The organism is Paraburkholderia yinzeri (genome assembly GCF_046581065.1).
Lineage (GTDB): Bacteria > Pseudomonadota > Gammaproteobacteria > Burkholderiales > Burkholderiaceae > Paraburkholderia.
In genome coordinates, this window is record NZ_JBFOCJ010000002.1 from 1,288,803 (window position 1) to 1,310,980 (window position 22,178).

Sequence of the window (22,178 nt, forward strand, 5' to 3'; positions counted from 1 at the left end):
CGTTTCTCCTGACGAAGGCCGCGAGGCTTACGCCGTCGGCCGGACCATCTGGAACATCTCGCCGATCTGCGCGTAGTCGGCACGGTAACCCGCGCGCATGACCGGCTGCGCGGCGTACGTGTCGAACAGGCCGTCCTTGAGGAATTCCTCGCGGATATGCACGCCCACCACCTGGCCGAGCGCAAGCCAGTTGTCCATCGGCGTGCCGTCGAGGGTTGAGAGGCGCACCACCTGCAGCAGACGGCATTCGAGCGCGGCCGGCGATTCGCCGACGTGCGGCACGCTCACGTTGCGGCCGGGCACCGGCGTGAGGCCCGCGAGCGCGAATTCGTCGACGTCGGCGGCAACGGGCGCCGACGTGCGGTTCATCTGTGCAGCCAGCGCCTTCGACGTGAGATTCCAGACGAACTCGCCCGTTGCCTCGATGTTGCTGATGCTGTCCTTGCGGCCCTCGCTGCAGAAACCGATGATGGGCGGGAACGTCGCAAACGCGCCGAAGAAGCTGTAGGGCGCGAGGTTCAGGCCGCCGTCGGCGGAACGGCTCGAGATCCAGCCGATCACGCGCGGCGCGACGATCGCCTTGAACGGGTCGTGCGGGAGGCCGTGACCGGCGGAGGGGTCGTAGAAGTAGGTGTTCGGCATGGGGCTCGGTGGTGTTCAGTGGCGCTTATTGGCAAGTCGAAGGCCGAGGCCTTGAGCGGCTCGCGGCGGGTACGCATGGGTTAGAACTATGACACGCGTGGCGCCGGTTGGGTGCCAGGCCACCCGGTGCGAGCTTGTCCACAGAAATGCTGGATAGACGTGTGGATAACCTGCGCACACCTGGCCCAACCCTTTGACCTGCAACGCTTTTCCGCCACGCTGCCCAATTTGTGCAGCACCCGCCCGCAAACAATCCGCGCGACGTCAGCCGCCCGCGATCAGCTTGCGCCGCGCCGCCTTCACGCGTGCGAAGTGCTCGTCGTCCCAATCGTAGAAGCCCGCGCGGCTGCGCACACCCACACGCCCCGCCTCCACCTGCTCGCGCAGCAAATCGATCACGCCTTCGTCCTTGGCGAGTTCGGGCATCAGATGCGACGAAATATCGACGAAGGTATCGAGGCCGCCCATATCGGCGCTCTCGAACGGCCCGACGATCCCCCAGCGCCGCCCGAGCGACGCCTTCATCACGCGGTCCACGACGTCGGGTGTCGCCGCGCCCGAACGCACGATGTTCAGCGCCTCGCGCAGCACCGCGAACTGCAGCCGGTTGCCGACGAAGCCCGGAATCGCCCTAGCCAGCACGACCGGCTCCATGCCGATCGCGCTCATCAGCGCGGCGGTGCGCGCCGTGACCTCGGGTGCCGTCGCCCGCCCCGGCACCACCTCGACGAGCGGAATCACATGCGGCGGGTTCCAGAAGTGCGCAATCACGAAGCGTTCGGGAGCGGGCAGCGGCGCGGCGAGCGCGTCGGGTTCGAAGCCGCTGGTGTTGCTCGCGAGAATCGCGTCCGGCGACAGCACGGCGCCCAGTTGTGCGTAGAGCCGGTGCTTCAGTTCGAGCACCTCCGGCACGGCCTCGAACACGAACGGCACGCCGGCCATCACGTCCAGTTGCCCGGTCGTCTCGATGCGCGCCAGCGCGGCGGCCTTGGCCGTCACGTCGATGCGGCCGGCGTCGATCAGTTCATCCAGCACGGCCCCGGCTTTCGCTGCAACATCCGCGAGACGCGCGGGGTCGACGTCGTACACGAGGGTTCGAAGCCCGTGCAGGGCACACTGCGTCGCAATCCCGACGCCCATTAATCCCGTGCCGACCACGCCCGCCACTGTCACCTTTTCGCTCATACCCGTTCCCTGTTGCCCGATTCAGAAACGGCAAGGATAGCGTCTGCTCAGGGCAAGCGCCGGCGCGCACGCAGGGAGCCCAATGCAACAAGGCCGGCTCCCAGACGGGAACCGGCCTTGTGTGGCGAATCGGATTCGAAGCAGCTTCGATGCGGCGAGACCGGCGGCCGACGCCGCCTCGAACCGATCGTGCTGCCAGCCGGAGTCAGAGCTTCAGCCCTTACGCCGGCCCCATGCGAAGCGCTTAGTCGCGCGGCATACCGAAAGGCATATAGCGCGCGAGGCGGATGCGTTCGGCTTCGCGGTGGCGCGCTTCGTACGAATAATCCGAATCCAGCGGCAGATAGGGCGAGGCGAAGAGGTCGCTCACCTTTTGGACCAGTGCGAAGATAAAGCTCATGGCGGCTCCCGGTTAGTTGGACGATCAGGGTTTTCCCTAGGACAAGAGCATTATAGGGTTTTCCCTATGAAGCCGCTAGTGCATCGCAGCAAAAAAACTGCGACACTCCGTCGCATAAGGGGGAGTCTCGTTGGTGCGTTGCATCAACGCAACGGGCCAAGGGCCATTATCGAGGGCCAAGCCGGAGTTCAGTGACTGGCCGGATGCGCGCGACGAGCGTGCGTAGCGGCGTGCTGGGCGTGGCGGGGGCTTGCCTGACGGGTCACGCTGCTTGCTGCAACCGGTGCCGATGCGGGCGCGGCCGGCGGCGCCGCAAGACGCGCCAGCGCGCTCTCCAGCGCCGTCTGCTGGTCCTGCATCATCTGCGCGAGGCGTTGCTGCTGAGCGCTCGCATCGGAAGCCAGACGCGCGAGTACGACCGTCTGGATAACGCCGGCCGCCACCGTCACCAGCAGTGCGCCGGTCACCCCCGCGAGCATCCATTTCATCCGGCGCGACAGATCGGTCGTCGCGCGGCGCTGGTCGGCGATCACGCCGTGGAGTGCCGCGACCGTGTCCGCCAGGACCGCCACGCGGGCATTGTCGGGCTCGGGCCGGATGGGCGCAGGGCTGTCGCCGGGCGGCTCGCTCGCGGCCACCGGCGCCAAAACAGGTTCCCCCACCTTCGCATCGCTTTCCGCTTCGCCGTCCGGCCGGCTCGGCGTCGCCGCGACTCTTTTGGCCCGCGCGGCCCGGCGCGGCGCCACCGCGGCAGCCGGCGCCGCCTGAACCGCCGTCGCCTCCACCTTGCCGCCTTGTCCAGCCGCGGGCTCCGCCTCGACCTTCGCCACCTCCGGCGCCTGGGCAGGCGTAGGGGCCGGGTCGTTGTGGAAAAGATCGAGGGTGCTCTCGTCGCGCGCCGCCGCGCGTGCGGCGCCCAAGGATAGGGTTTCTGCGTTGTCAGCGGTATCTGCCATAAGGATCGAGGCGTCCTGCGTCACACGGGCTGGTCCGGCCACGGCGCGACGTCTTCGTATGATGGATTCGAGGCTGCATTGTCGCATGGGCGCGGATGCAGACCGGGCCGAACTCAGGCCAGATTCGGGCCCAGTTCGGCCCAACCTCGCACCGCCTCAGCCTCAGCCCTGCGTGTCGTCCTCCCGAAACTCCTTCACGCCCGGCAGCCGGCGCAGCACGGTGCAGATGGCCTCGTATTCCATCGAAGAAACCCGGGCCAGCGTGATCATCACCTCGTCGAGCTCGGCCGAGTCGTCGCTCTGCTGCACGACGAACTGCTTCACGCGCGAGCTCGAAGTGCCGAGCGCATCGTGCAGCGAATGGAACGTGAGCTTGCCGCGCTCGACGAGCAGCGTCAGTTGCCGGCGCTGCCGGAAGGTGATGAAGCGGCGCTCCAGCGGCTTGATGCCGGCGAGGATGATCAGAATGATGATGGTCGCCGCAATGGCCCCCGTGTAGAGGCCGCCGCCCACGGCGAGGCCGATGGCCGCGACCGACCACAGGCTCGCGGCGGTGGTGAGGCCGCGCACGATCTCGCCGCGCAGCAGGATCGACCCGGCGCCGAGAAAGCCGATGCCCGAAACGACCTGCGCGGCCATCCGCGAAGGATCGAGCACGACGTGATCGGTCTTGAGGGCATCGGCGAAGCCAAATGCCGAAACGATCATGATGAGCGCCGAGCCCACGCTGACCAGCATGTGCGTGCGCAGCCCCGCGGCCCACGAGAGCCGTTCGCGCTCGAAGCCGATCACGCTGCCGAGGGCGGCGGCCAGCACGAGCCGCGAGATGAGTTCCGCATTACTGAGCATGGTTGCCACTCTCCTTTATTGGTATGGACGGGTTTCGCCCTGTTTGTCCCGGTGCGCCGACAGCGCGCGAACGGCGGCCCTCGCTGCGCCCGCGCCGCTCGGCGTAAAATCGCCGACGATCTTTTACTGCGGGCCACGGCGCCCGGCAACGCCCAACCATGAACACACTCATTGGCGCAGCAGGACTGCGCGACCACTTCGACCGCATCGTCCTGCCGCTGTGGCGCGGTCCGGGCTTCAACGCGGCGCTGCGCCTGCCCTATGAGGCCGTGGAAGCCGCCGGCGCGGCGCCGCTGCCGGTCACGCGCTACCGCGCAATGGCCTGCGCCCGCCAGCTGTTCGTGTTCTCCCAGGCCGGCGACGCGGCGCACGCCCATACGCTGTTCGAATCGCTGCGACACTATTTTCAGGACAGCGCGCGCGGCGGTTGGTTCTATAGCGTCGATGCCCAGGGCGCACCGCTCGACACCACCAAGGACCTCTACACGCACGCCTTCGTGGTGTTCGCCTGCTCGGTCTATGGCGCACGCTTCGGCGTGGCGGCGGCGCTGGAGCTGGCGCAGAGCACGTCCGCGCTGATCGTCGACCGCTTCGCCGCCGGGGACGGACTCCTGAACGCGGCGCTCGACGCCTCTTTCGCGACCGTGACGGGCACGCCCATACAGAATCCGCTGATGCATCTGACCGAAGCCTGGCTCGCCGCGCGCGAGGCCACCGGCGACGCCGCCTTCGATACGGCGATCGCGCGGCTCGTGGAAGCCGTGGCGCGCACCTTCGTGCACGCGCCGACGGGCTGCATCGCCGAACTGCCCCTGGGCTCAGCCGACAACCGGCTGGAACCCGGACATCAGTTCGAATGGTTCTGGCTGGCCTCGTGCGCCGCGGGGCGGCTGGGCGCGTCCGGGCTGGACGAGGCGCTCGCGCGCGCGTTCCCGTTCGCCGTGCAGCACGGCGTGGACCCGGCGAGCGGCGCCGTGGCGGCAGCGCTCGACGAAAGCGGGCGGGTGATCGACCCGACGCAGCGGATCTGGGCGCAGACCGAATACCTGCGCGCTATCGCGACAGTCGCGACGCGCGGCGACGCCGCCGCGGGCGCGACGCTGCCCACGCAGATCGAGCGCTTCGCGGGGCGCTTTCTCACGCCGCAGGGGTGGGTGGAGTGCCGAGACGCGGCGGGCGACGTAGCGCGCGCCGACATGCCGTCGACGACGCCTTATCACCTGCTCACGGCGTACCTCGCGCTGCCGCGCTAAACGCGGCGGCAACGCAAGCCCGGATCAGCTCAGCAACAACTGCGCTTCGGGCTCGGTGCGCAACGCGCCGGCCGTTGCCAGCGCCCGCCCGTCCGAGAGGACGGCCGGCGAGATTTCGAAGGCCGCCACCGCATTGGCCAGTTGCTGCGTCTGTTCGTGCAGCGACGCGGCGGCCGCGGCGGCCTCCTCTACGAGCGCGGCGTTCTGCTGCGTCATCTGATCCATCTGCGAGACCGCCTGGTTGACCTGCTCGATGCCGGCGCTCTGTTCGAGCGACGAGGCGCTGATGCCCGTCATCATCTGCGTGGCGCGCGAGATCGACGTGGACACCTGCTCCATCGCCTCGCCCGCGCGCGCGACCAGTTCCGAGCCGCCGCGAATCTGCGCCACCGACTCGCTGATGAGCGTCTTGATCTCCTTCGCCGACTGCGCGCTGCGCTGCGCGAGCCCGCGCACTTCGCCCGCCACCACGGCGAAGCCGCGGCCCTGCTCGCCCGCGCGAGCCGCCTCCACGGCCGCGTTCAGCGCGAGGATGTTGGTCTGGAAGGCGATGCCGTCGATCACGCCGATGATCTCGGCAATCTTGTCCGAGCTGTCGGCAATGCCCTGCATGCGTTCGACCACCTCGGTGACCACCGACGTGCCGCGCGCCGTGGCGGTGAGCGCCGCGTCGGCGAGCGCGCTCGCCTCGCGGGCGTTGTCGGCCGTGTTGCGCACCGTGCCGGTCAGCTCTTCCATGCTCGCGGCGGTCTCTTCGAGCGAGGCGGCCTGCGACTCCGTGCGCGCCGAGAGATCGGCGTTGCCGGTCGCGATCTCGTTCGCGCCCACGTGAATCGAGCCGGCCGCTTCGCGCACCGTGTGCACCGTGCGCGCGAGGCTCGCCTGCATCATCGCGAGGCCGCTGAAGAGCCGGCCGATCTCGTTGTCGCCGCGCGCGGCCACGCGCTCGTCCAGACGCCCGCGCGCAATGCGCTCGAAATGGCGCCCCGCCTCTTCGAGCGGCGCGACCACGCCGCGCCGCAGCCCCGTATGCACGCCCACCACGAGCGCGATCAGGCCGACGAGGATGGCGAGGCCGACCGACTTGAAGAGCGCCATGCGCGTATCGATCGAATCGAGCGAGTCGCGGCTCGCCGCCGCGCTGTACTGCGCGAAACTGTGCAGTTCGGCGATGTAGGCGTCCTGGTAAGACTGCGTGGGCTGGTCGAGGAAAGCCTGAATGTTGTTGCCATCGAGGTCCTGAGCCAGTTCGCAGAGCGCCTTGTGAAACACCTGGTAGCGCTGCGTGAGCGCATCGATGTGTGCGCGGTCCTCCTCGTCCACGGGCGGCACGTTCGCGAGCGCGGCGAACGTACGGTCGGCAGTGGCGAGCTGCTCGCGCGCGTGACCGACGATGTCGGCGGGTTCGGTGCCGCCGCGCACCATGCGCGTGCCCGCGCGCGAGAGGTTGATGCGCGCGTCCATCAACTGCTGGGTGATTTCGTTGGCCGCGTTGGTCTGGCGCAGGGCCACGCGGGAGAGCTTGTCCACGTCGTCGTGGGTGCGCGTGAGCGCCCAGAAACCGAGTCCTGCCGTCACGAGCTGCAGCACGCAGAAGGCGACGAGCACACATAACAGGCCTGAAGCGACCTTGATCTTGCTGAACATCTTGAACACCTGGGGTCGGGTGGCTGAGGGGAAAAACCGGCGCGCAGCATGTGGTCGCTCACGCCCAATCTGCGTTTACGGCCGCGCAAACGTTGTTTTGAGCCCAAAACCGCGAAAAAACCGCCCCGGAATGCAAATTGCATGAATGCAGAAACAATTCTTGCGGCATTGCGCGCATTTTCCGCAACAATTCAGGGCACCGTGGCGCCGATTGACCTTGCGCCGCAGCGAGGCACTTCCTAGAGTGGTTAGGAAACCATGCGGGCCTGGACCCGGGGAATCCGACGATGACTGATCTGGTGGATCGCGCGCGCGGGGCGCTTCACGCGCAGCCGTTCAGCGTGCTGCTCGGCACCGAACTGATGCATGTGGGCGAGGACGAGCTGACGCTGCGGCTGACGATTCGGGACGAACTGCGGCAGCAGCATGGCTTCGTGCACGGCGGCGTGATCAGCTACCTCGCCGACAACGCGCTGACTTTCGCGGGAGCGCTGGCGCTCGGCCCGCGCGTCGTGACCGGCGAATACAAGATCAACTATCTGCGGCCCGCGCTCAACGGGACGCTCGTGGCCCGCGCGAAAGTCGTGCATGCGGGACGACAGCAGGCAACCTGCCAGTGCAGCGTGTTCGTGATGGATAACGGCGACGAGCGCCTCGTGGCGCTCGCGCAGGGAACGGTGAGCCGGCTCCCGGAACGACCGGGGCGCGGCGAGCCGGAGGCCGCCGGCTGAGAAACGAGGGGGACGAGCGAGACGAAGGGGCGCGGCCCCCTCGCCGGTGCGCGCAGCCGCTTACTCGGCGGCGCGCGTCTTCTGCATCTGCTCGCCGAGGCCCTGGATGCCAAGGCGCACCGTCTGGCCCGGCTTCAGGAATATGGCCGAGGGTTTGATGCCCATGCCGACGCCCGGCGGCGTGCCGGTGGAGATCACGTCGCCCGGCTGCAGGCTCATGCATTGCGACAGATACGACACGAGCTTCGCGACCGGGAAGATCATCGTGCGCGTGTTGCCGTTCTGGTAGCGATGCCCGTCCACTTCGAGCCACAGGTCGAGATTCTGCGGATCGGGCACCTCGTCGCGCGTGACGAGCCAGGGGCCCGTCGGGCCGAAGGTGTCGAAGCCCTTGCCCTTGTCCCACTGCCCGGCGCGCTCGATCTGCCATTCGCGTTCGGAAACGTCGTTGACGACGCAATAGCCCGCCACGTAATCGAGCGCGTGGGCTTCGTCCACGTACTTCGCGTGCTTGCCGATCACGACGCCCAATTCCACCTCCCAGTCGGTCTTCTTCGAGCCGCGCGGAATCTCGATGTCGTCGTTCGGGCCAACGATGGCGCTCGTCCACTTGTTGAACACCACGGGCTCGGGCGGCACGGGCATGCCGGACTCGGCGGCGTGATCGGCGTAATTCAGGCCGATGCACACCATCTTGCCGATATGGCCCACGCAGGGCCCAAGGCGCGGATTGCCCTCGACGATCGGCAGCGTTTCCGGGTCGATCGAGCGCAGTTGCGCCAGACCCGCGTCGGAGAGCACGTCGCCGGCAATGTCGGCCACCGCGCCCGAAAGCGAACGGATGCGGCCTTCGGCGTCGAGCAGGCCCGGTTTTTCATGGCCTTTCGGCCCATAGCGAAGCAGTTTCATCGTCTGTCTTTCCTCTGGAACATGGCTGCGGTTCAATCGCGGCGCGGTGCGGTGCGCTCAGTTCGCCCAGCCGCCGTCGATCACGTGCGCCTGGCCGGTCGTGAACGACGACTCGTCCGAGGCGAGATAGAGCGCCAGCGCGGCAATCTCCTCCGGCTTGCCGACGCGGCCCATCGGCTGACGCGCGACGAAGGCCGCGCGCGCCGCATCGACGCTCGTGCCCTGTGCACCCGCCTGCATCGCGATGCGCTCTTCGAGCGAAGGCGAGGCCACGGTGCCGGGGCAGATCGCGTTGCAGCGAATGCCGCGCGTCACGAAGTCGGCGGCGACCGACTTCGTCAACCCTATCACAGCCGCCTTCGACGCGCCGTAAGCACAGCGGTTGGGCACGCCCTTCACGCTGGACGCCGCCGACGACATGTTGATGATCGAGCCGCGGCCCGCTTCGAGCATCGCGGGCAGGAACGCGCGGATCATGCGGTACATCGCCTTCACGTTCAGGTCGAACGCGAAGTCCCAGTCCTCTTCGCTCGCTTCGAGGACGGAGCCCGCGTGCACGAAGCCCGCGCAGTTGAACAGCACGTCGATGGCGCCCAGCTCGCCCGCGAGCGCGGCGATGGCCTTCGGGTCGAGCACGTCCAGGCGCCGCGCTTCGACGGACAACCCCGCGAGCGCGTCGGGACGAATGTCGGTTGCGATCACGCGCGCACCTTCGCGCGCAAAGAGTTCGGCGGTGGCGAGGCCGATGCCCTGCCCCGCCGCCGTAATCAAGGCCGTCTTGCCGGCCAGTCGTTGTGCCATAAGCTGCTCCGGTTGGAATCGCGGCCGGGTGCTGCGCGCCTCGCCGCATTCAGGGGATGAAGAATCTTGCCTCGTGTCGGGGTTCTCACAGGCGATAGAACGCCGCCGCGTTCGTGCCGAACACCGCCGCGCGCTCCGCTTCGCTCAAGCTGCGCAGCAGACGATGCGCGCACGCGTGCCAGCGCTCATAGTCGCCGTTCAGGTTCAGAACTGGCCAGTCGCTGCCCCACATGAGACGCTGCGCGCCGAAAGCGCTCAGCAGATGCGTAACGTAAGGTTCGAGCATCGCGTCGTCCCAGCCCGGCGCCGCTTCGGTGGCGAGCCCCGAAACCTTGCCGTGCACCTGCGGAAAACGCGCGAGCCGCGTCGCGGCATCGGCCCAGGCGGACCATCCCGCGGCGCCGTCACGGATCGGCGGTTTCGCGCCGTGGTCGATCACCACGCGCAGCGCCGGATGGCGCGCGAGGAAGATTTCAAGTGCAGGCGCGTGGCGCGTGAAGATCAGCGCGTCGAAGGCAAGGTCGTGTGCAATCAGCGCGTCGATGGCGCGCGACGTATCGGCCGTGGCAATCCACGCGTCGTCGGGCAAGTCTTGCAGCATCGGGCGCACGGCCCGGAATTTCGGCTCGCGCGCGAGATCGGCGATCAACGCCGGCGCCTGCGGGTCGTCGAGCGGCACCCAGCCCACCACGCCCGCGATCGATGCATCGTCGCGCGCCAGCGCGAGCAGGTAGCGTGTTTCCTCCACCGTCGGCGCGGCCTGCACGACAACCGTGCGCGTCACGCCGCAGCGCGTGCGCAGCGGCGCGAGATCGGCCGGGCCGAAGGTGCGGTAGAGCGCGGACAGATCGGGCGTCAGCCAGCCGTAATCGCCGCGTGCCGGGTCCCAGTAATGCTGGTGGGCGTCGATCCGTGCGTTCGTCGTCATGTCAGTGGGCGGGCAGCGGCGCGCGCGGATCGATGAGACCCTCGTCGCGCAGCGCGGTCCACAAGCCGGCAGGAATGACCACTTCGAACGATGCTGCGTTTTCGCGCACTTCTGCCGGGTTGCGCGCGCCGTTGAGCACCGTCGCGACGGCGGGATGCGCATACGGAAACTGCAGCGCGGCGGCCGCGAGCGGCACATTGAAGCCGCGGCACACGGCCTCGAGCCGCGCCACGCGTTCGACCACCTCGGGCGGCGCATCGCCGTAGTTGAACTTGCGGTCCCCGGAAAGCCCGTGCGCGAGGATGCCCGAGTTAAACGCCCCGCCCAGCAGGAGACTCACGCCGCGTTCGAGACACGCCGGCAGCAGATCGTCCAGCGGCGCCTGTTCGAGCAGCGTGTAGCGGCCCGCCAGCAGCGCACAGTCGATGTCGAATTCGCGCATTGCTTCGAGGATCACTTCGCGCTCGTTCACGCCGAAGCCCAGCGCCTTCACCACGCCGGCCGAGCGCAACTCGTCGAGAGCGCGAAAGCCTCCGCCCTCGGTCAACTGCCGCCAATAGTGCGCATTCCGGTCGCCGTGCGTGAACCGGCCGATGTCGTGCACGAGCAGGATGTCGATCTCGACGATGCCGAGCCGCTGCTGGCTGTCCTCGAACGAACGCAGTATCCCGTCGCGCGTGTAGTCGTAGATGGCTTCGAACGGCAGCGGATCCTGCCAGCCCTCGCTCCCGTCGTAAGGATGCGTGCGCGGCACGAAGTGCCGCCCCACCTTCGTCGAGAGCACGAACTCGCCGCGCGGACGGCGCCGCAGCGCCGCGCCGAGCCGATGCTCGGCCTTGGTGTGCCCGTAGTGCGGCGCCGTATCGAAGAAGCGCAGGCCGGCGTCCCATGCGGCGTCGACGGTGTCCTGCGCCTCCTCCTCGGTCAGATCGCGGTAGAGCCCGCCGAGCGGCGCCGTGCCGAGGCTCAGCGCGCTCACCTCCAGTGCCGTGCGGCCGATGCGCCGCCTGCCTGCCACCTGTGGATGCCGTTCCTGCGCCATGCCTCGTGCCTCCCGAAAGAACCGTGTTCAAAGATTACGCCGCGTGCGACGCGCGTCAATGCCCCGCGATCCCGACCACGGGCAGACGCGCCCCCGCGGGCAGGCACGCCGGACCCACCGGCTCGAAGGTTTTGTAAGTCAGGATGAACTCCTGATGCCCGAGCGCCTCGGATTTCGAGGGCGCGCCCGCCGCGACGGCCAGCGTCGCGTCGAACACTTCGCGGCCGACTTCGTCCAGCGTCGCGCGGCCTTCGAGAATCCGCCCCGCGTCGACATCCATGTCGCCCGCCAGATTGCGATACGTCAGCGGATTCGCGCACACCTTGACGACGGGCACGAGCGCCGAGCCCACCACGGAGCCGCGCCCCGTCGTGAAGAGAATCACGTGCGCGCCGCAGGCAATGAGCTCCGCAATCTCGGCGTTGTCGCTGATGTTGGGAAAGCCGAAGCGCGGCTCGCCGTCGGGCACCACGTCGAGCAGATAAAGACCGCCCGTGGGCGGCACGTCGCCGGGCTTGACGATGCCGACGATAGGCGAGGCGCCGCTCTTCGCATACGCGCCCAGCGACTTCTCTTCCTGGGTGGTGAGCCCGCCGTCCGCGTTGCCTACCGCGAACGAGCCGTGCCCGAGAATCGAGTAATAGCGCGCGGCCTTCGCCACGCAGGCGACGATAGCCTCGCCGAGTTCGGGTCGCGCCGCGCGGTTCTTCATGTGGTACTCGCAGCCCACGAGCTCGCCGGTTTCCTCGAAGATGCAGCTTGCGCCCGCCTCGATCAGCTGGTCGAACGCACGGCCCACGGCCGGATTCGCCGTGATGCCGCTCGTGCCGTCCGAACCGCCGCAGATCGTGCCGACCACCAGTTCGCCGACGCCCATCGGCACCTTCTGCTGCGCGCCCAGCGTCCGGCGCGCCTCGCGCACCCAGTCCACGCCGTACTGGATCGTGCTGCGCGTGCCGCCCTTCTCCTGGATCGTCAGGACTTCTACGGGTCTGCCGCTGGCCCGCACCTGCTCAACGAGGTAATGCTTGTTCATGCTCTCGCAGCCCAGCGAGACGAACAGCACCGCGCCCACGTTCGGATGGGTGGTGAGCCGCTCCATCATCTTTTCCGCATAGGTGTTCGGGTAGCAGCCCGGAAAGCCGATCAGATGCACGGGGGAATCGTCCGGTATGGCGCCGTCGTCGAACGCGTCGAGCGGCTCGCGAAACTCCGCGACGATCTCGCGCGCGACGTGATGCGCGCATTCGACGAGATAGGCCACCGCGACGACGTTGCGTATGCCCTTACGGCCGTCGCTGCGCAGCCAGCCTTCGAGAGGCGGGGTGATGCGGGTGTCGTTCATGACGGGTGTCCTGCCTGCGAAAAACGTTTAAGCGTCAGTGATGCACGTACGCGTGCCCGGCGTCGTGCGTGTAGGTCGGCAGATAGTCGCTTTCGAGGTTGTGCGTATGCAGATGCTCGCCGCGCGCCACTGGCCCGGTCACGTGGCCGATGGGCGCGCCGTAGCGCAGCACCTTCTCGTCCTTCGCGAGCGCGCGCCGCGCAACCTTGTGGCCGAGCTCGATCGTCTTCGCGAACGTCACGCGCTCGCCTTCGATCTCGACGACCGTGCCCGCTTCCAGCCGCGCCGCCGCAATCAGGCAGTTGTCCTCGGGCGCGAGCAGAATCAGGCGAAAGTCGGTGTTGGGGGTGCCGCTCTTCACGTTGTTTCTCCGCGATTGCTATTTTGCCGGTCAGTTCTGCGCTTCGCCGCCCGCGAGCCGCGCCACCATCAGCGAGCCGAGAATGATCGCACCGTAGATCGCCTGGACCCAGAACGAGGGCACCTGGGCCAGCGTGAGCAGGTTCTGCACCACGCCCAGCAGCAGCACGCCGAGGAGCGCGCCGAACATGGTGCCCTTGCCGCCGTCGAGCGAGATGCCGCCGATCACGGCCGCCGCGAAGACGGTGAAGATCATGCCGTTGCCCTGGTTTGCGTTGATCGCGCCCACATAGCCCGTGACGATCAGGCCGCCGAGTGCCGCGAGGATGCTGCCCAGCACGAATACGCCCCACGTAATGCGCTCGACGCGAATGCCGGCGGCGCGCGCCGCGTCGGGATTGCCGCCGATCGCGTAGAGCGCGCGGCCCGTGCGGTGATAGCGCAGCATGAACGCGGCGATGGCGAACGCAACGGCGGCAAGCCAGACCGAAAGCGGTAGCCCCAGCACGATGGTGGTGGCAAGCGCGAAGAACGAGGGTGGCATGTCGAACAGCGTGCCGCCCTTGGTCGCGCCCACGAGCATGCCGCGCAGCACGATCAGCATGGCGAGCGTGACGATGAACGCATTCAGCCGCAGCCGTACGACGAGAAAGCCGTTGATGAAACCGATCAGCGCCCCGACGGCGAGAATCGCGACGAGCCCCACGAACGCGGGCCATTGCAGGCCGAAGCCTGCCGACGCCGCCGGCATCACGAGCATCGCCCCGACAGCGGGCGCGATGCCCACGGTGGATTCGAGCGAGAGGTCGAACTTGCCGGTCAGCACGATGAGCGACTCGGCAAGCACGAGGAGCGCGAGCGCGGCCGAAGCGCCGAGCACGCTGATGAGATTGGCCTTCGTGAGAAAGCTCGGGCTCACGAAGCCGCCGATCACGATCAGCAGCAGCAGCGCGGGCAGTAGGGCGAAGTCGCGCAGGCGCGCGAGCTCGATGCGCGGCCGCGCGCGTTGCCCCGTGGAAAGCGGGCCGGGCTCGCCCGCGGCGAACGCGGACGTCGAAACACTAGGCTTCATGAAGACTGACTCCTTCGATCGATGCAATCATTTCGTGGTCCTGCCAGCCCGCCGGGAACTCCGTCACGATCTCGCCGCGAAACATCACCAGCACGCGGTCGCAGGTGCGCAGATCGTCGAGTTCGCTCGACACCACCAGCACGGCCTTGCCGCCTTGCTCGCCCTCTTCGCCTCCGCGCACGCGATCGACGACCGAAAGCAGCGCCTCCTTCGACTTCACGTCCACGCCGGCGGTGGGATCGATCAGCACGAGCACGTCCGGATGGCTCGCCAGCGCGCGCGCCATCACGACCTTCTGCTGATTGCCGCCCGAGAGTCCGGAAACGACGTGCTCCGGTCCCTGCGCCACGATGCCGAGCGCCTCGATCATGCGCTGCCCCATGGCGCGCTTCTTCGCAGGCGGCGCGATGCCGAAGCGGCCGAGCAGGCCCGCGATGGTCATCGTGGCGTTCTCCGCAATGGACTGCGTGAGCACGAGCCCTTCGTGGTGCCGGTCCTTCGGCACGCACGCAACGCCCTGCGCGAGCGCGGCGGGCACGTCGCCGGGCTTCAGCGCCGCACCCTTCACGCGAATCTCGCCCGAGCGCTGCGCGTTCAGGCCGGCAATCGCCTCGCCCACGCTCGTGCGCCCGCTGCTCGTCGCGCCCGTGAGGCCGACCACTTCGCCGCGCTTCACTGCGAACGATACGTCGCGGTAGTCGTGTCCTGTAATACCCCGCACGTCGAGCACGACCTGTGCCTCGGCGGGCAGCGGCGCGCGGGCGGCGGCGTCGGCAACGTTCAGGCCGCCGCGCTCGCCCGTCATCGCCTCGATCAGGCGTTCGCGCGGGAGCTCCGCCACCGGCGCGCTGACGATATGGCGCGCGTCGCGCAACACCGTCACGGCCTGGCAGATCTCGTACACCTCCTGCAGGTGGTGCGAGATGAAGAGGAACGTCACCCCCTCGCGCTGCAACTCGTCGATGCGGCGAAAGAGCCGTTTGATCTCCTCGCCGTCGAGCTGCGCGGTGGGCTCGTCGAGGATGATGAAGCGCGCGCCGTACGAGAGCGCCCGCGCGATTTCCACGAGCTGCCGCGCTTCCACCGTGAGATCGCCCGCCCGTGCATCCTCGCGCACGTCGATGCGCCAATGGTCGAGCAGCGCGCGCGCGTCGCGCCGCATCGCCTGCCAGTCGATCACGCCGCGCCGTCTGGGCTGGCGATTGATGAACAGGTTCTCGGCCACGCTCAGGTCGCGGATGATCGTGGAATGCTGATAGACGCACGCCACGCGCTCGCGCCAGGCATCGCGGTCGGCGAGCGGCGGCGCGGTCTCGCCATTGAAGCGCACCGTGCCCTCGTCGGGCTTGCGCAGCCCCGTGAGGATCGAAACGAGCGTGGACTTGCCGGCGCCATTGCGGCCCACCAGCGCGTGCGACTCGCCCGGCATGACGCGCAGGCTCACGCCGGCGAGCGCCGCCGTGGAGCCGTAGCGCTTCGTCACGCCTTCCGCCTCCACGACAGGCAGCAGATCCTGATTCTGGCCGCTCGTTCGATCGCTCATCTGGGCCCTCACTTGACGGTATTGCCCCACAGGTTCTTGTCGTCCACGTTCTGCTTCGTCACGAGCGGCGCGGGCAGTTCGTCTTCCAGGATCCCGGTGGAAAGCTGGACGATCGTGCTGTCGTGGTCGGTCTTGCCGGGCTTGAACGTCTTGCCCTCCAGCGCGGCCTTGATGTAGTACAGGCCGTACTTCGCATAGAGGTCCGCGGGCTGCGAAATGGTGGCGTCGATCTCGCCCTTGCGGATTGCTTCGTATTCCTGCGGAATGCCGTCATTGGACACGATCACGATGTGCTTCGGATCGCCCGCCGGGAAGAGCATCTGCTTGCGACGCAGCGTCTGCAGCGTCGGCGAGAGATACACGCCGCCCGCCTGCATGTAGATCGCCTTCACGTCGGGGTTCGCGGTGAGCAGGCTGTCCAGCGCGCTTGCCGCCACGTCGCCCTTCCAGCCCGCCGGAATCTCCAGCAGCGAGAGGTTCGGATACAGCTTCAGACAGGCGCGGAACGCCTCGGACCGGTCGCGGCCGTTCACCGAAGCGAGGTCGCCCATGATCTGCACGACCTTGCCGGACTTCACGTGCTGGCCGATGTAGTCGCACGCCTTCGAACCGTAGGCGCGATTGTCGGCGCGCACCACCATCGCGACGTTGCCCTGCGTCGGCGCCACGTCCACGGCCACGACCTTGACACCCTTCTGCGCGGCGTTGTCGAGCGCGCGGCTGATCGCCGCCGAGTCGATCGGCCCGACCACGATGCCCTTCGCGCCCAGATTCACCATGTTGTTCATGTCGGTGATCTGCTGCGCGGGATCGTTGTTCGAATTGACGGGCGCGAGGATGTCGATGCCCATCTCTTTCGCGTACGTCGACAGGTAATTGTCGTACGACTGCCAGAAGGGCGAGGTCAAGAGCGGCAGGCCGAGGCCGACCTTGCCCAGGTCGGCGGCCTGCGCCGGCCCTGTCGCGGCGAGTGCGGCCGTGCAGGCCGCGGCAACGCAGAGCGCCTTCGCGGCGGCACGCGCCAGCTTGCCGGCCTGGCGGGATTCGGTGGAACGGCGGGCCGTCGCGGGCCCGGATGCGAACGCCATGTCTGTCTCCTTTTGTCGATCCGGAGTTGGCGCTTTAGCGCTTACTCCGGTCTCATGCAAAGCTGTCGATCGCCGTTCGCGCTTCAGCGCTGATGGCGATCCCTTTGTGAACCTGCATGTTGGCCGCGCCGCGCCCGTCTGGAGTGACCGGACTGCCGGCGCTGCCGTTGCGACTGCCCTTCCCTTCCAGTACAACCCTGATGTATCTTCATTCATCAGTGAACGTATTATTCATATACGGATATTCGTTGGTCAAGACATGTGCAGCGCAGCAAGGCTCGGTGCTTTCCCTGGGGCCCCTGCCGCGCGGTGCATCGCGCCCCGGATAATCGGGTCACGACAAGAGAGGACGTCGATGGACATCCAGCAGAAAAACCGCAAAGGCCGCGGGCCGGACGAACGGGAAGAAAAAGACGAGAAGGACGACGTGGACCGCTACCGCGCACCCGCGCTGGACAAGGGTCTCGACATCCTCGAACTGCTCGCGGAACAGCGCGGCGGCCTTACGCGGGCGGAGATCACGAAGGCGCTGGGACGCAACGCGAGCGAGATCTACCGGATGCTGGAGCGGCTCGTGGCGCGCCAGTACGTGATCCGCTCCGAAGCGGGCGACCGCTATGCGCTGAGCCTGAAACTCTTCGCGCTCGCGCACCGCCATCCGCCCACGGAACGGCTGATCGTTCAGGCGCTGCCGCTCATGCAGCACTTCGCCAACGACGCCGAACAGTCGTGTCACCTCGCGATGTACGACCGCGGCAACCTGCTCGTGATCGCCCAGGTGGACGGACCCGGCACATGGGGCATCGCGGTGCGGCTCGGCTCGCGCGTGGGGCTCGTCGATACGAGCTCGGGCCGCTCGATCCTCGCCTGGCAAACGCCGGAGCAGCGCGCGCACATGCTCGCGGAACACACGAAGGTGAAAGGCGAAGTGACGATCGACCACGCGGCGCTCGAAACGGCCTGCGCGCAGATTCGCGAGGCCGGCTTTTCGCGCACGGACAGTCAGCAGATCTTCGGCGTGACCGACGTGACGTTCCCGGTGCTCGGGCCGGCCGGTCAGGCCATCGCGGCCCTCACCTGCCCGTACCTCAAGCGCATCGACGAGTATGTGGCGCCTTCGCTGGAAGAAGCGACGCAGATGCTGCGGGCAACGGTGCAGGAGCTTTCGATGTTTCGGGAAGAGGAAGGCTGAGGCGCGGGCGGCCGCGCCAACTGGAACGCGTGCATCCAAACCGGTTAGAATGGCGGCCCCGCAAAATACGGCATACCGCGTACTCCACACCTCATGGCGAAACTTCTGACCGATCACGAATTCCAGCGTTTTTCCGAGCTTCAGCAGAAGCAGGCCAGCTTCACGATCACGACCGACGAAGCCGACGAGCTGCGCGACATCGTCGCGCGCGCGCAGAAGAAGCGCGACGACCGCGCGGACGCGATGAAGACCGTCGAGACCGCGATCGACCAGTTCGAGATCACGCCCGACGAGCTGTTCTCGCCCGAGCAGATTGCCGAAGCCGCGCGCAATTACGGCCTGATTCCGGCCACGAAGAAGGAGCGCGTGCTGCCGCCCTCGCTGACGTTCAACGGCAAGACGCACCAGTGGACGCGCGCGCTGCCGGAAGAAATCCGCGCACCGCTCTTCGAGGCGTTCCAGGGCGGCCAGTCGGTCAAGACCTTCATCGCCACGCCGAAGGACGCCGCGCGCTGCGCCGCGACCATCGCGCGCCTCGAAAAGGAAACCGGCGCAAGCTACGCCGAGGCCTGGCTCGAAGAACTCTCGCTCACGCGCGGCCAGGTGGACGACGCGCTCGCGAAGATTGCGGCCTGATGCCTGACTCCACCCACGCTTAACCCGCCGCGGTTTAATCCAGCGCCATCCGGAAACCCACCACGCCGGGATCTTCGGTTGGCGCCACAGTGAAACCGCAGGCGCGCGCGAGGCCGATCATCGGCGCATTCTCGCGCAGCGCCTCGCCCACCAGCCAGTGGGTGCCGCGCGTGCGAGCATACGCTATCGCGCGCTCCATCAAGAGACGGCCCAGCCCTTTGCCCTTCAGATTCGACATGATCGCTACCGCAAACTCGGCCGTTTCGTTGTCCGGGTCCGCCACGGCGCGCACCACGCCCAGCGTGCGCGGCTTGCCGTGCTCGTCGTCCACGGTCGCGATGAGCGCCATCTCGCGGTCGTAGTCGATCTGCGTCATGCGGGCGAGCTGCGAGTGATCGAAGCTGCGCACGGCCGAAAAGAAGCGCAGGCGCAGATCGTTGGGCGTCATCGACTCGATGAACGCGCGGTGCTGCGCCTCGTCCTCGGGGCGGATCGGGCGGATCGTGACGCGCTCGCCGCCCCAGTCCAGCGTTTCCTCCAGCCGGCGCGGGTACGGCATGATCGCGAAGCGGCTGCGCTTCTCGGCAAGCATGAGACGCGGCACGTCGATCAGTGTTTCGGTGGGCAGCACGCGCAAGGTGACGTGCATGCCGACAATCGCGCGCACGTCGCAAACGATCTGCGACAGCGTGATCAGCACGGCCAGCGTGGCCGCGGGATCCACGCGCGGCACATAGGGCGACTGCGTGACGATGTCGCGCGCCAGCATTGGATTGAGCGGCGGCAGCCCGTACACGCGTATGGGCGGCGCGATGCCGTCCGGCGACGGTGCAACGAAGTAGAACACCGGGCCGAAGTTCTCGTCGTCGCGGAACTCGACCGTCACTTCCACTACCGGCTTCGCCGCGCGCGCCGCCTCGCCTTCGGGAGGCGTCCAGGCCCGCAGGCCGAAAAGCCCCAGCAGCTTCGCCGCCGCCTCGCCCGCAAGTTCGCTGTGCCCCGCGGCCAGCGCGGCACAGGTCTGTCCCTGCGCCGCCTCGATCGCGCCGGCTTGCTGCGCGGGCGTGCCCTCGGGCGTCTGCATCAGGAGTTCGCGGCCCAGCCGGTAATCGACGAGACGCGCGAACGCGCGCGCGAGGCGCCGCGGCGTGGTATGCACCGGAATGCCGTGCGCGTGCAACGCATCGCGCGTTTCGTCGCTCACGCCGCCGAAAAAGCACGCCAGCATGCCGCGATACGCCACCCGCTGGTTCTCGATCAGCGTGCGCGCCACCGCGTCGACCGGCGCGCTGTGCGTGGGCGCGTGCACGACGAAAACCGTCCCCGTCTTCGGATGCGGCCCGAGCGCCTGCAGCGCGAGCGCGAAGTGCTCGGGCTTCGCCGTTTCGCCCAGCACGAGCGGATTGGCCGCCCGCACGTTCGGCAACGCCTTCTCCATTGCCGTACGCGCTTCGTCGGTCCAGGAGGCGAGCGTGTCGCCCGCCTCGTTGAACGCGTCGCGCGCCAGCGTCGCCACGCCGCGATCGCTCGTGATGAGCGTGGCCGTGTCGCTCGTGGCAACGCGCCCCACACCCAGCGTTTCGATTTCGTCGAGCAGGTCGTCCAGCGTGTCCACGCGCACCATGCCCGCGCGCCGGAACGCCGCCGTGTAGAGTCCGTCGGCCGGATCGTCGCGGCCGCTGCGCAGCGCGAGCACCGGCTTGTTGCGCGCCGCCGCGCGCGCCGCCGACATGAACTTGCGCGGCGCGCGCACGGTGTCGAGTTCGAGCAGGATCGCGCGCGTGGCGGGATCGCTCGCGAGATAGTCGAGCACGTCGCCCGCATCCACGTCGGCTTCGTCGCCCAGCGCAATCACGTGCGAGAAACCGAGCCCGCGCGCGCCGGCCCAGCGCAGCACGGCGTTGGTGAGCACGTTCGACTGCGAGACCCACGCGACGCCGCCCGGCCTCGCTACCGACGTAGCCGCGCCGAGCTGCGCGTTGAGCGCAGGCGTGAGCACGCCCACGCTGCCGGGCCCGACGATGCGCAGCAGATGCGGCCGCGCGGCGGCCAGCGCATGGCGCAGATCGGCGCGGTCGGTGTCGGTGCGCACCTCGCCGATCAGAATCGCCGCGCGCGTGCCCATGCCGCCCAGACGATGCACGAGCGCGGGCCACGTAGACGGCCGCGTGCAGATCACGGCGACGGTGGGCGCCTCGGGCAGGTCGCCTGCGTCCGCCAGCACGGGATGCCCGCCGAAGCCTTGCTCGTCGCCCGTGCGGCGCGGATTGACGGCCCAGAGCGGCCCGGCGAAGCCGCCTTCGATCACGCGCCGCCACACCATTTCTCCGATGCTGCCCACGCGGCGCGAGGCGCCGATCACGGCGATCGACCTGGGCTGGAATACTGCGTCGAGATTACGTACGGTCACGGGCGCTCCTGACTGTCGGGATAGCGGCGCTTGCGCCGCGGCACGGAGTCAGGATAGGCGAATCGGGTGAACGGCGCGTGGATTTCGCGCAAGGTTGCGCGAGGAGGCGGATCACGAACGAAGCGGTGGCCGCGCCGGCGCGACCAGGATCTTGATCTGCCTGCGATCCGCCAGCAGCGCGTCGAAACCTTCGCGAACAGCGTCTTCGAGCGGCACGGTCTTCGTCACGATCGACGTGAGATCGAGCGCGCCCGACGCGACGATACGCAGCAAGTCCTCGTATGCCTGGCGATAGCCTACGCTCGCGGTAAAACTCAGTTCGTCGTTGACGGCGCGAAACGCATCGAAGCCGGCGCGCGGCATCAGTCCGACCATCACGAGATTGCCGCCCTTGCGCAACGCGCTCATCGCGGTTTCGAACGTCGCCGGCAAGGCCGCCGCCTCGAAACTCACGTGCACGCCATGCCCGCCGGTCGCGCCGCGTATCGCCTGCCGCAGCGCGTCGGGCGAATGCTCGCGCGCGTCGAGCACCTGCGTCGCGCCGAGCCGCCGTGCCGCGGCCAGCCGCTCGGCGGATACGTCGACGGCGACGATCGCCGTTGCGCCCTGCAGCTTCGCCAGCATGATCAGAAGCAGACCGATCGGCCCAAGCCCGACGATCGCGCACGTCTCGCCGAGATTCAACTGCCCCCGTCGCAGCGCGTGCAACGCCACGGCGGCCGGCTCCAGCACCGCCGCCTGTTCGAGACTCACCTCGTCCGGCAAGCGGTACAGCATGTACGACGGCACGACCGCGAAATCGGCCATCCCCCCGTCGCCCATCAGGCCGGCGAATCCCATCGAAACGCACAGGTTGTACGACCCCGACCGGCAATAGAGACACTGGCTGCACCGGTATTCGGGCTCGACAGCAACGCGGTCGCCCACGCGCAGCGTCGTCACGTTCGCGCCGACTTCGGCGACGGTCCCGCAGAACTCGTGGCCGAGCGTCAGCGGCGCGACGCGTCCGGACAGCGCATGTGGCACCTCGACAGGAATCGCGTGCGGGCCATCCGCGTATTCGTGCAGGTCGCTGCCGCAGATCCCGCAGTACGCCACCTCGACGCGGACATCGTCCGGCCCGACGCGCGGCGTGTCGATCTCGACGAGCCGCACGTCGCGCGGCCCGAACCATTGAAGCGCACGCATC

Annotated in this window: 21 protein-coding genes; 4 read left to right on the plus strand and 17 right to left on the minus strand. The window is 68.1% G+C overall.

The window, feature by feature from the left end; translation table 11 throughout:
* Positions 1–27: 27 nt before the first annotated feature.
* The 5 genes from WJ542_RS22750 to WJ542_RS22770 all read right to left on the minus strand — a co-directional run bounded on the left by WJ542_RS22750 (position 28) and on the right by WJ542_RS22770 (position 4,032).
* Positions 28–642 (minus strand): flavin reductase family protein, encoded by a 615-nt coding sequence (locus WJ542_RS22750; RefSeq protein WP_411191740.1) that lies wholly within the window; start codon positions 640–642, stop codon positions 28–30.
* A 264-nt stretch (positions 643–906) separates the two neighbouring features.
* Positions 907–1,827 carry a 3-hydroxyacyl-CoA dehydrogenase family protein gene (locus tag WJ542_RS22755; protein WP_411191741.1) on the minus strand — a complete coding sequence of 307 codons (921 nt, stop codon included), beginning with the start codon at positions 1,825–1,827 and terminating at the stop codon, positions 907–909.
* Between the two features lie 244 nt (positions 1,828–2,071).
* The gene (locus WJ542_RS22760; RefSeq protein WP_169740147.1) at positions 2,072–2,227 is read right to left on the minus strand and encodes a hypothetical protein; all 156 of its coding nucleotides are present in this window, start codon (positions 2,225–2,227) and stop codon (positions 2,072–2,074) included.
* A 188-nt stretch (positions 2,228–2,415) separates the two neighbouring features.
* The gene (locus tag WJ542_RS22765; protein WP_411191742.1) at positions 2,416–3,183 is read right to left on the minus strand and encodes a hypothetical protein; all 768 of its coding nucleotides are present in this window, start codon (positions 3,181–3,183) and stop codon (positions 2,416–2,418) included.
* 162 nt (positions 3,184–3,345) lie between these two features.
* Positions 3,346–4,032 carry an MgtC/SapB family protein gene (locus WJ542_RS22770; RefSeq protein ID WP_411191743.1) on the minus strand — a complete coding sequence of 229 codons (687 nt, stop codon included), beginning with the start codon at positions 4,030–4,032 and terminating at the stop codon, positions 3,346–3,348.
* 158 nt (positions 4,033–4,190) lie between these two features.
* On the opposite strand from WJ542_RS22770, the gene WJ542_RS22775 reads away from it, so the two are divergent.
* Positions 4,191–5,285, plus strand: coding sequence for an AGE family epimerase/isomerase (locus WJ542_RS22775; RefSeq protein WP_411191744.1), 1,095 nt, complete (start codon positions 4,191–4,193; stop codon positions 5,283–5,285).
* Between the two features lie 24 nt (positions 5,286–5,309).
* Here the strand turns inward: WJ542_RS22775 and WJ542_RS22780 are convergent, their stop codons facing one another.
* Positions 5,310–6,932: a methyl-accepting chemotaxis protein gene (locus tag WJ542_RS22780; protein ID WP_411191745.1), complete on the minus strand. Its 1,623-nt coding sequence runs from the start codon at positions 6,930–6,932 to the stop codon at positions 5,310–5,312.
* A 287-nt stretch (positions 6,933–7,219) separates the two neighbouring features.
* Here WJ542_RS22780 and WJ542_RS22785 point away from each other — a divergent pair, with 287 nt between their 5' ends.
* Positions 7,220–7,663: a PaaI family thioesterase gene (locus WJ542_RS22785; RefSeq protein ID WP_411191746.1), complete on the plus strand. Its 444-nt coding sequence runs from the start codon at positions 7,220–7,222 to the stop codon at positions 7,661–7,663.
* A gap of 60 nt (positions 7,664–7,723) precedes the next feature.
* Here WJ542_RS22785 and WJ542_RS22790 read toward each other — a convergent pair whose 3' ends face one another.
* The 9 genes from WJ542_RS22790 to WJ542_RS22830 all read right to left on the minus strand — a co-directional run bounded on the left by WJ542_RS22790 (position 7,724) and on the right by WJ542_RS22830 (position 16,751).
* Complete coding sequence (locus WJ542_RS22790) at positions 7,724–8,572, minus strand: ureidoglycolate lyase (RefSeq protein WP_411191747.1); 849 nt, start codon at positions 8,570–8,572, stop codon at positions 7,724–7,726.
* A 57-nt stretch (positions 8,573–8,629) separates the two neighbouring features.
* Positions 8,630–9,373, minus strand: coding sequence for an SDR family oxidoreductase (locus WJ542_RS22795; protein ID WP_411191748.1), 744 nt, complete (start codon positions 9,371–9,373; stop codon positions 8,630–8,632).
* Between the two features lie 85 nt (positions 9,374–9,458).
* On the minus strand, positions 9,459–10,301 hold the full coding sequence (locus WJ542_RS22800; RefSeq protein WP_411191749.1) for an amidohydrolase family protein: 843 nt from the start codon (positions 10,299–10,301) through the stop codon (positions 9,459–9,461).
* A 1-nt stretch (position 10,302) separates the two neighbouring features.
* Positions 10,303–11,343: an aldo/keto reductase gene (locus tag WJ542_RS22805; protein WP_411191750.1), complete on the minus strand. Its 1,041-nt coding sequence runs from the start codon at positions 11,341–11,343 to the stop codon at positions 10,303–10,305.
* A gap of 55 nt (positions 11,344–11,398) precedes the next feature.
* A complete protein-coding gene (locus tag WJ542_RS22810) occupies positions 11,399–12,688 on the minus strand; it encodes a UxaA family hydrolase (protein WP_411191751.1) in 1,290 nt (429 codons plus the stop codon).
* Positions 12,689–12,722: 34 nt separating this feature from the next.
* Positions 12,723–13,049 carry a UxaA family hydrolase gene (locus tag WJ542_RS22815; RefSeq protein WP_411191752.1) on the minus strand — a complete coding sequence of 109 codons (327 nt, stop codon included), beginning with the start codon at positions 13,047–13,049 and terminating at the stop codon, positions 12,723–12,725.
* A gap of 30 nt (positions 13,050–13,079) precedes the next feature.
* Positions 13,080–14,120, minus strand: coding sequence for an ABC transporter permease (locus tag WJ542_RS22820; protein ID WP_411191753.1), 1,041 nt, complete (start codon positions 14,118–14,120; stop codon positions 13,080–13,082).
* Positions 14,110–15,663, minus strand: a complete 1,554-nt coding sequence (locus WJ542_RS22825; RefSeq protein WP_411191754.1) for a sugar ABC transporter ATP-binding protein — start codon at positions 15,661–15,663, stop codon at positions 14,110–14,112. The genes WJ542_RS22820 and WJ542_RS22825 overlap by 11 nt, the downstream gene beginning before the upstream one ends.
* A gap of 8 nt (positions 15,664–15,671) precedes the next feature.
* The gene (locus WJ542_RS22830) at positions 15,672–16,751 is read right to left on the minus strand and encodes a sugar ABC transporter substrate-binding protein (RefSeq protein WP_411191755.1); all 1,080 of its coding nucleotides are present in this window, start codon (positions 16,749–16,751) and stop codon (positions 15,672–15,674) included.
* A 355-nt stretch (positions 16,752–17,106) separates the two neighbouring features.
* Between WJ542_RS22830 and WJ542_RS22835 the strand changes: the two genes are divergently transcribed.
* The gene (locus tag WJ542_RS22835) at positions 17,107–17,943 is read left to right on the plus strand and encodes an IclR family transcriptional regulator (protein WP_411191756.1); all 837 of its coding nucleotides are present in this window, start codon (positions 17,107–17,109) and stop codon (positions 17,941–17,943) included.
* Between the two features lie 93 nt (positions 17,944–18,036).
* Positions 18,037–18,579, plus strand: coding sequence for a hypothetical protein (locus WJ542_RS22840; RefSeq protein ID WP_411191757.1), 543 nt, complete (start codon positions 18,037–18,039; stop codon positions 18,577–18,579).
* Between the two features lie 34 nt (positions 18,580–18,613).
* Here the strand turns inward: WJ542_RS22840 and WJ542_RS22845 are convergent, their stop codons facing one another.
* Both WJ542_RS22845 and WJ542_RS22850 read right to left on the minus strand, forming a co-directional pair.
* On the minus strand, positions 18,614–20,989 hold the full coding sequence (locus tag WJ542_RS22845; RefSeq protein WP_411191758.1) for a bifunctional acetate--CoA ligase family protein/GNAT family N-acetyltransferase: 2,376 nt from the start codon (positions 20,987–20,989) through the stop codon (positions 18,614–18,616).
* A gap of 111 nt (positions 20,990–21,100) precedes the next feature.
* Positions 21,101–22,177 (minus strand): 2,3-butanediol dehydrogenase, encoded by a 1,077-nt coding sequence (locus WJ542_RS22850; RefSeq protein WP_411191759.1) that lies wholly within the window; start codon positions 22,175–22,177, stop codon positions 21,101–21,103.
* Position 22,178: the final 1 nt, after the last annotated feature.

Bases quoted from the DNA above. Each gene is read 5' to 3' on its own strand.
- WJ542_RS22785 (WP_411191746.1), top strand. From the start codon at position 7,220: ATGACTGATCTGGTGGATCGCGCGCGCGGGGCGCTTCACGCGCAGCCG.
- WJ542_RS22790 (WP_411191747.1), bottom strand. From the start codon at position 8,572: ATGAAACTGCTTCGCTATGGGCCGAAAGGCCATGAAAAACCGGGCCTG.
- WJ542_RS22770 (WP_411191743.1), bottom strand. From the start codon at position 4,032: ATGCTCAGTAATGCGGAACTCATCTCGCGGCTCGTGCTGGCCGCCGCC.
- WJ542_RS22760 (WP_169740147.1), bottom strand. From the start codon at position 2,227: ATGAGCTTTATCTTCGCACTGGTCCAAAAGGTGAGCGACCTCTTCGCC.
- WJ542_RS22840 (WP_411191757.1), top strand. From the start codon at position 18,037: ATGGCGAAACTTCTGACCGATCACGAATTCCAGCGTTTTTCCGAGCTT.
- WJ542_RS22755 (WP_411191741.1), bottom strand. From the start codon at position 1,827: ATGAGCGAAAAGGTGACAGTGGCGGGCGTGGTCGGCACGGGATTAATG.
- WJ542_RS22805 (WP_411191750.1), bottom strand. From the start codon at position 11,343: ATGGCGCAGGAACGGCATCCACAGGTGGCAGGCAGGCGGCGCATCGGC.
- WJ542_RS22850 (WP_411191759.1), bottom strand. From the start codon at position 22,177: ATGCGTGCGCTTCAATGGTTCGGGCCGCGCGACGTGCGGCTCGTCGAG.
- WJ542_RS22830 (WP_411191755.1), bottom strand. From the start codon at position 16,751: ATGGCGTTCGCATCCGGGCCCGCGACGGCCCGCCGTTCCACCGAATCC.
- WJ542_RS22750 (WP_411191740.1), bottom strand. From the start codon at position 642: ATGCCGAACACCTACTTCTACGACCCCTCCGCCGGTCACGGCCTCCCG.
- WJ542_RS22780 (WP_411191745.1), bottom strand. From the start codon at position 6,932: ATGTTCAGCAAGATCAAGGTCGCTTCAGGCCTGTTATGTGTGCTCGTC.
- WJ542_RS22825 (WP_411191754.1), bottom strand. From the start codon at position 15,663: ATGAGCGATCGAACGAGCGGCCAGAATCAGGATCTGCTGCCTGTCGTG.
- WJ542_RS22765 (WP_411191742.1), bottom strand. From the start codon at position 3,183: ATGGCAGATACCGCTGACAACGCAGAAACCCTATCCTTGGGCGCCGCA.
- WJ542_RS22795 (WP_411191748.1), bottom strand. From the start codon at position 9,373: ATGGCACAACGACTGGCCGGCAAGACGGCCTTGATTACGGCGGCGGGG.
- WJ542_RS22820 (WP_411191753.1), bottom strand. From the start codon at position 14,120: ATGAAGCCTAGTGTTTCGACGTCCGCGTTCGCCGCGGGCGAGCCCGGC.
- WJ542_RS22810 (WP_411191751.1), bottom strand. From the start codon at position 12,688: ATGAACGACACCCGCATCACCCCGCCTCTCGAAGGCTGGCTGCGCAGC.
- WJ542_RS22775 (WP_411191744.1), top strand. From the start codon at position 4,191: ATGAACACACTCATTGGCGCAGCAGGACTGCGCGACCACTTCGACCGC.
- WJ542_RS22835 (WP_411191756.1), top strand. From the start codon at position 17,107: ATGGACATCCAGCAGAAAAACCGCAAAGGCCGCGGGCCGGACGAACGG.
- WJ542_RS22800 (WP_411191749.1), bottom strand. From the start codon at position 10,301: ATGACGACGAACGCACGGATCGACGCCCACCAGCATTACTGGGACCCG.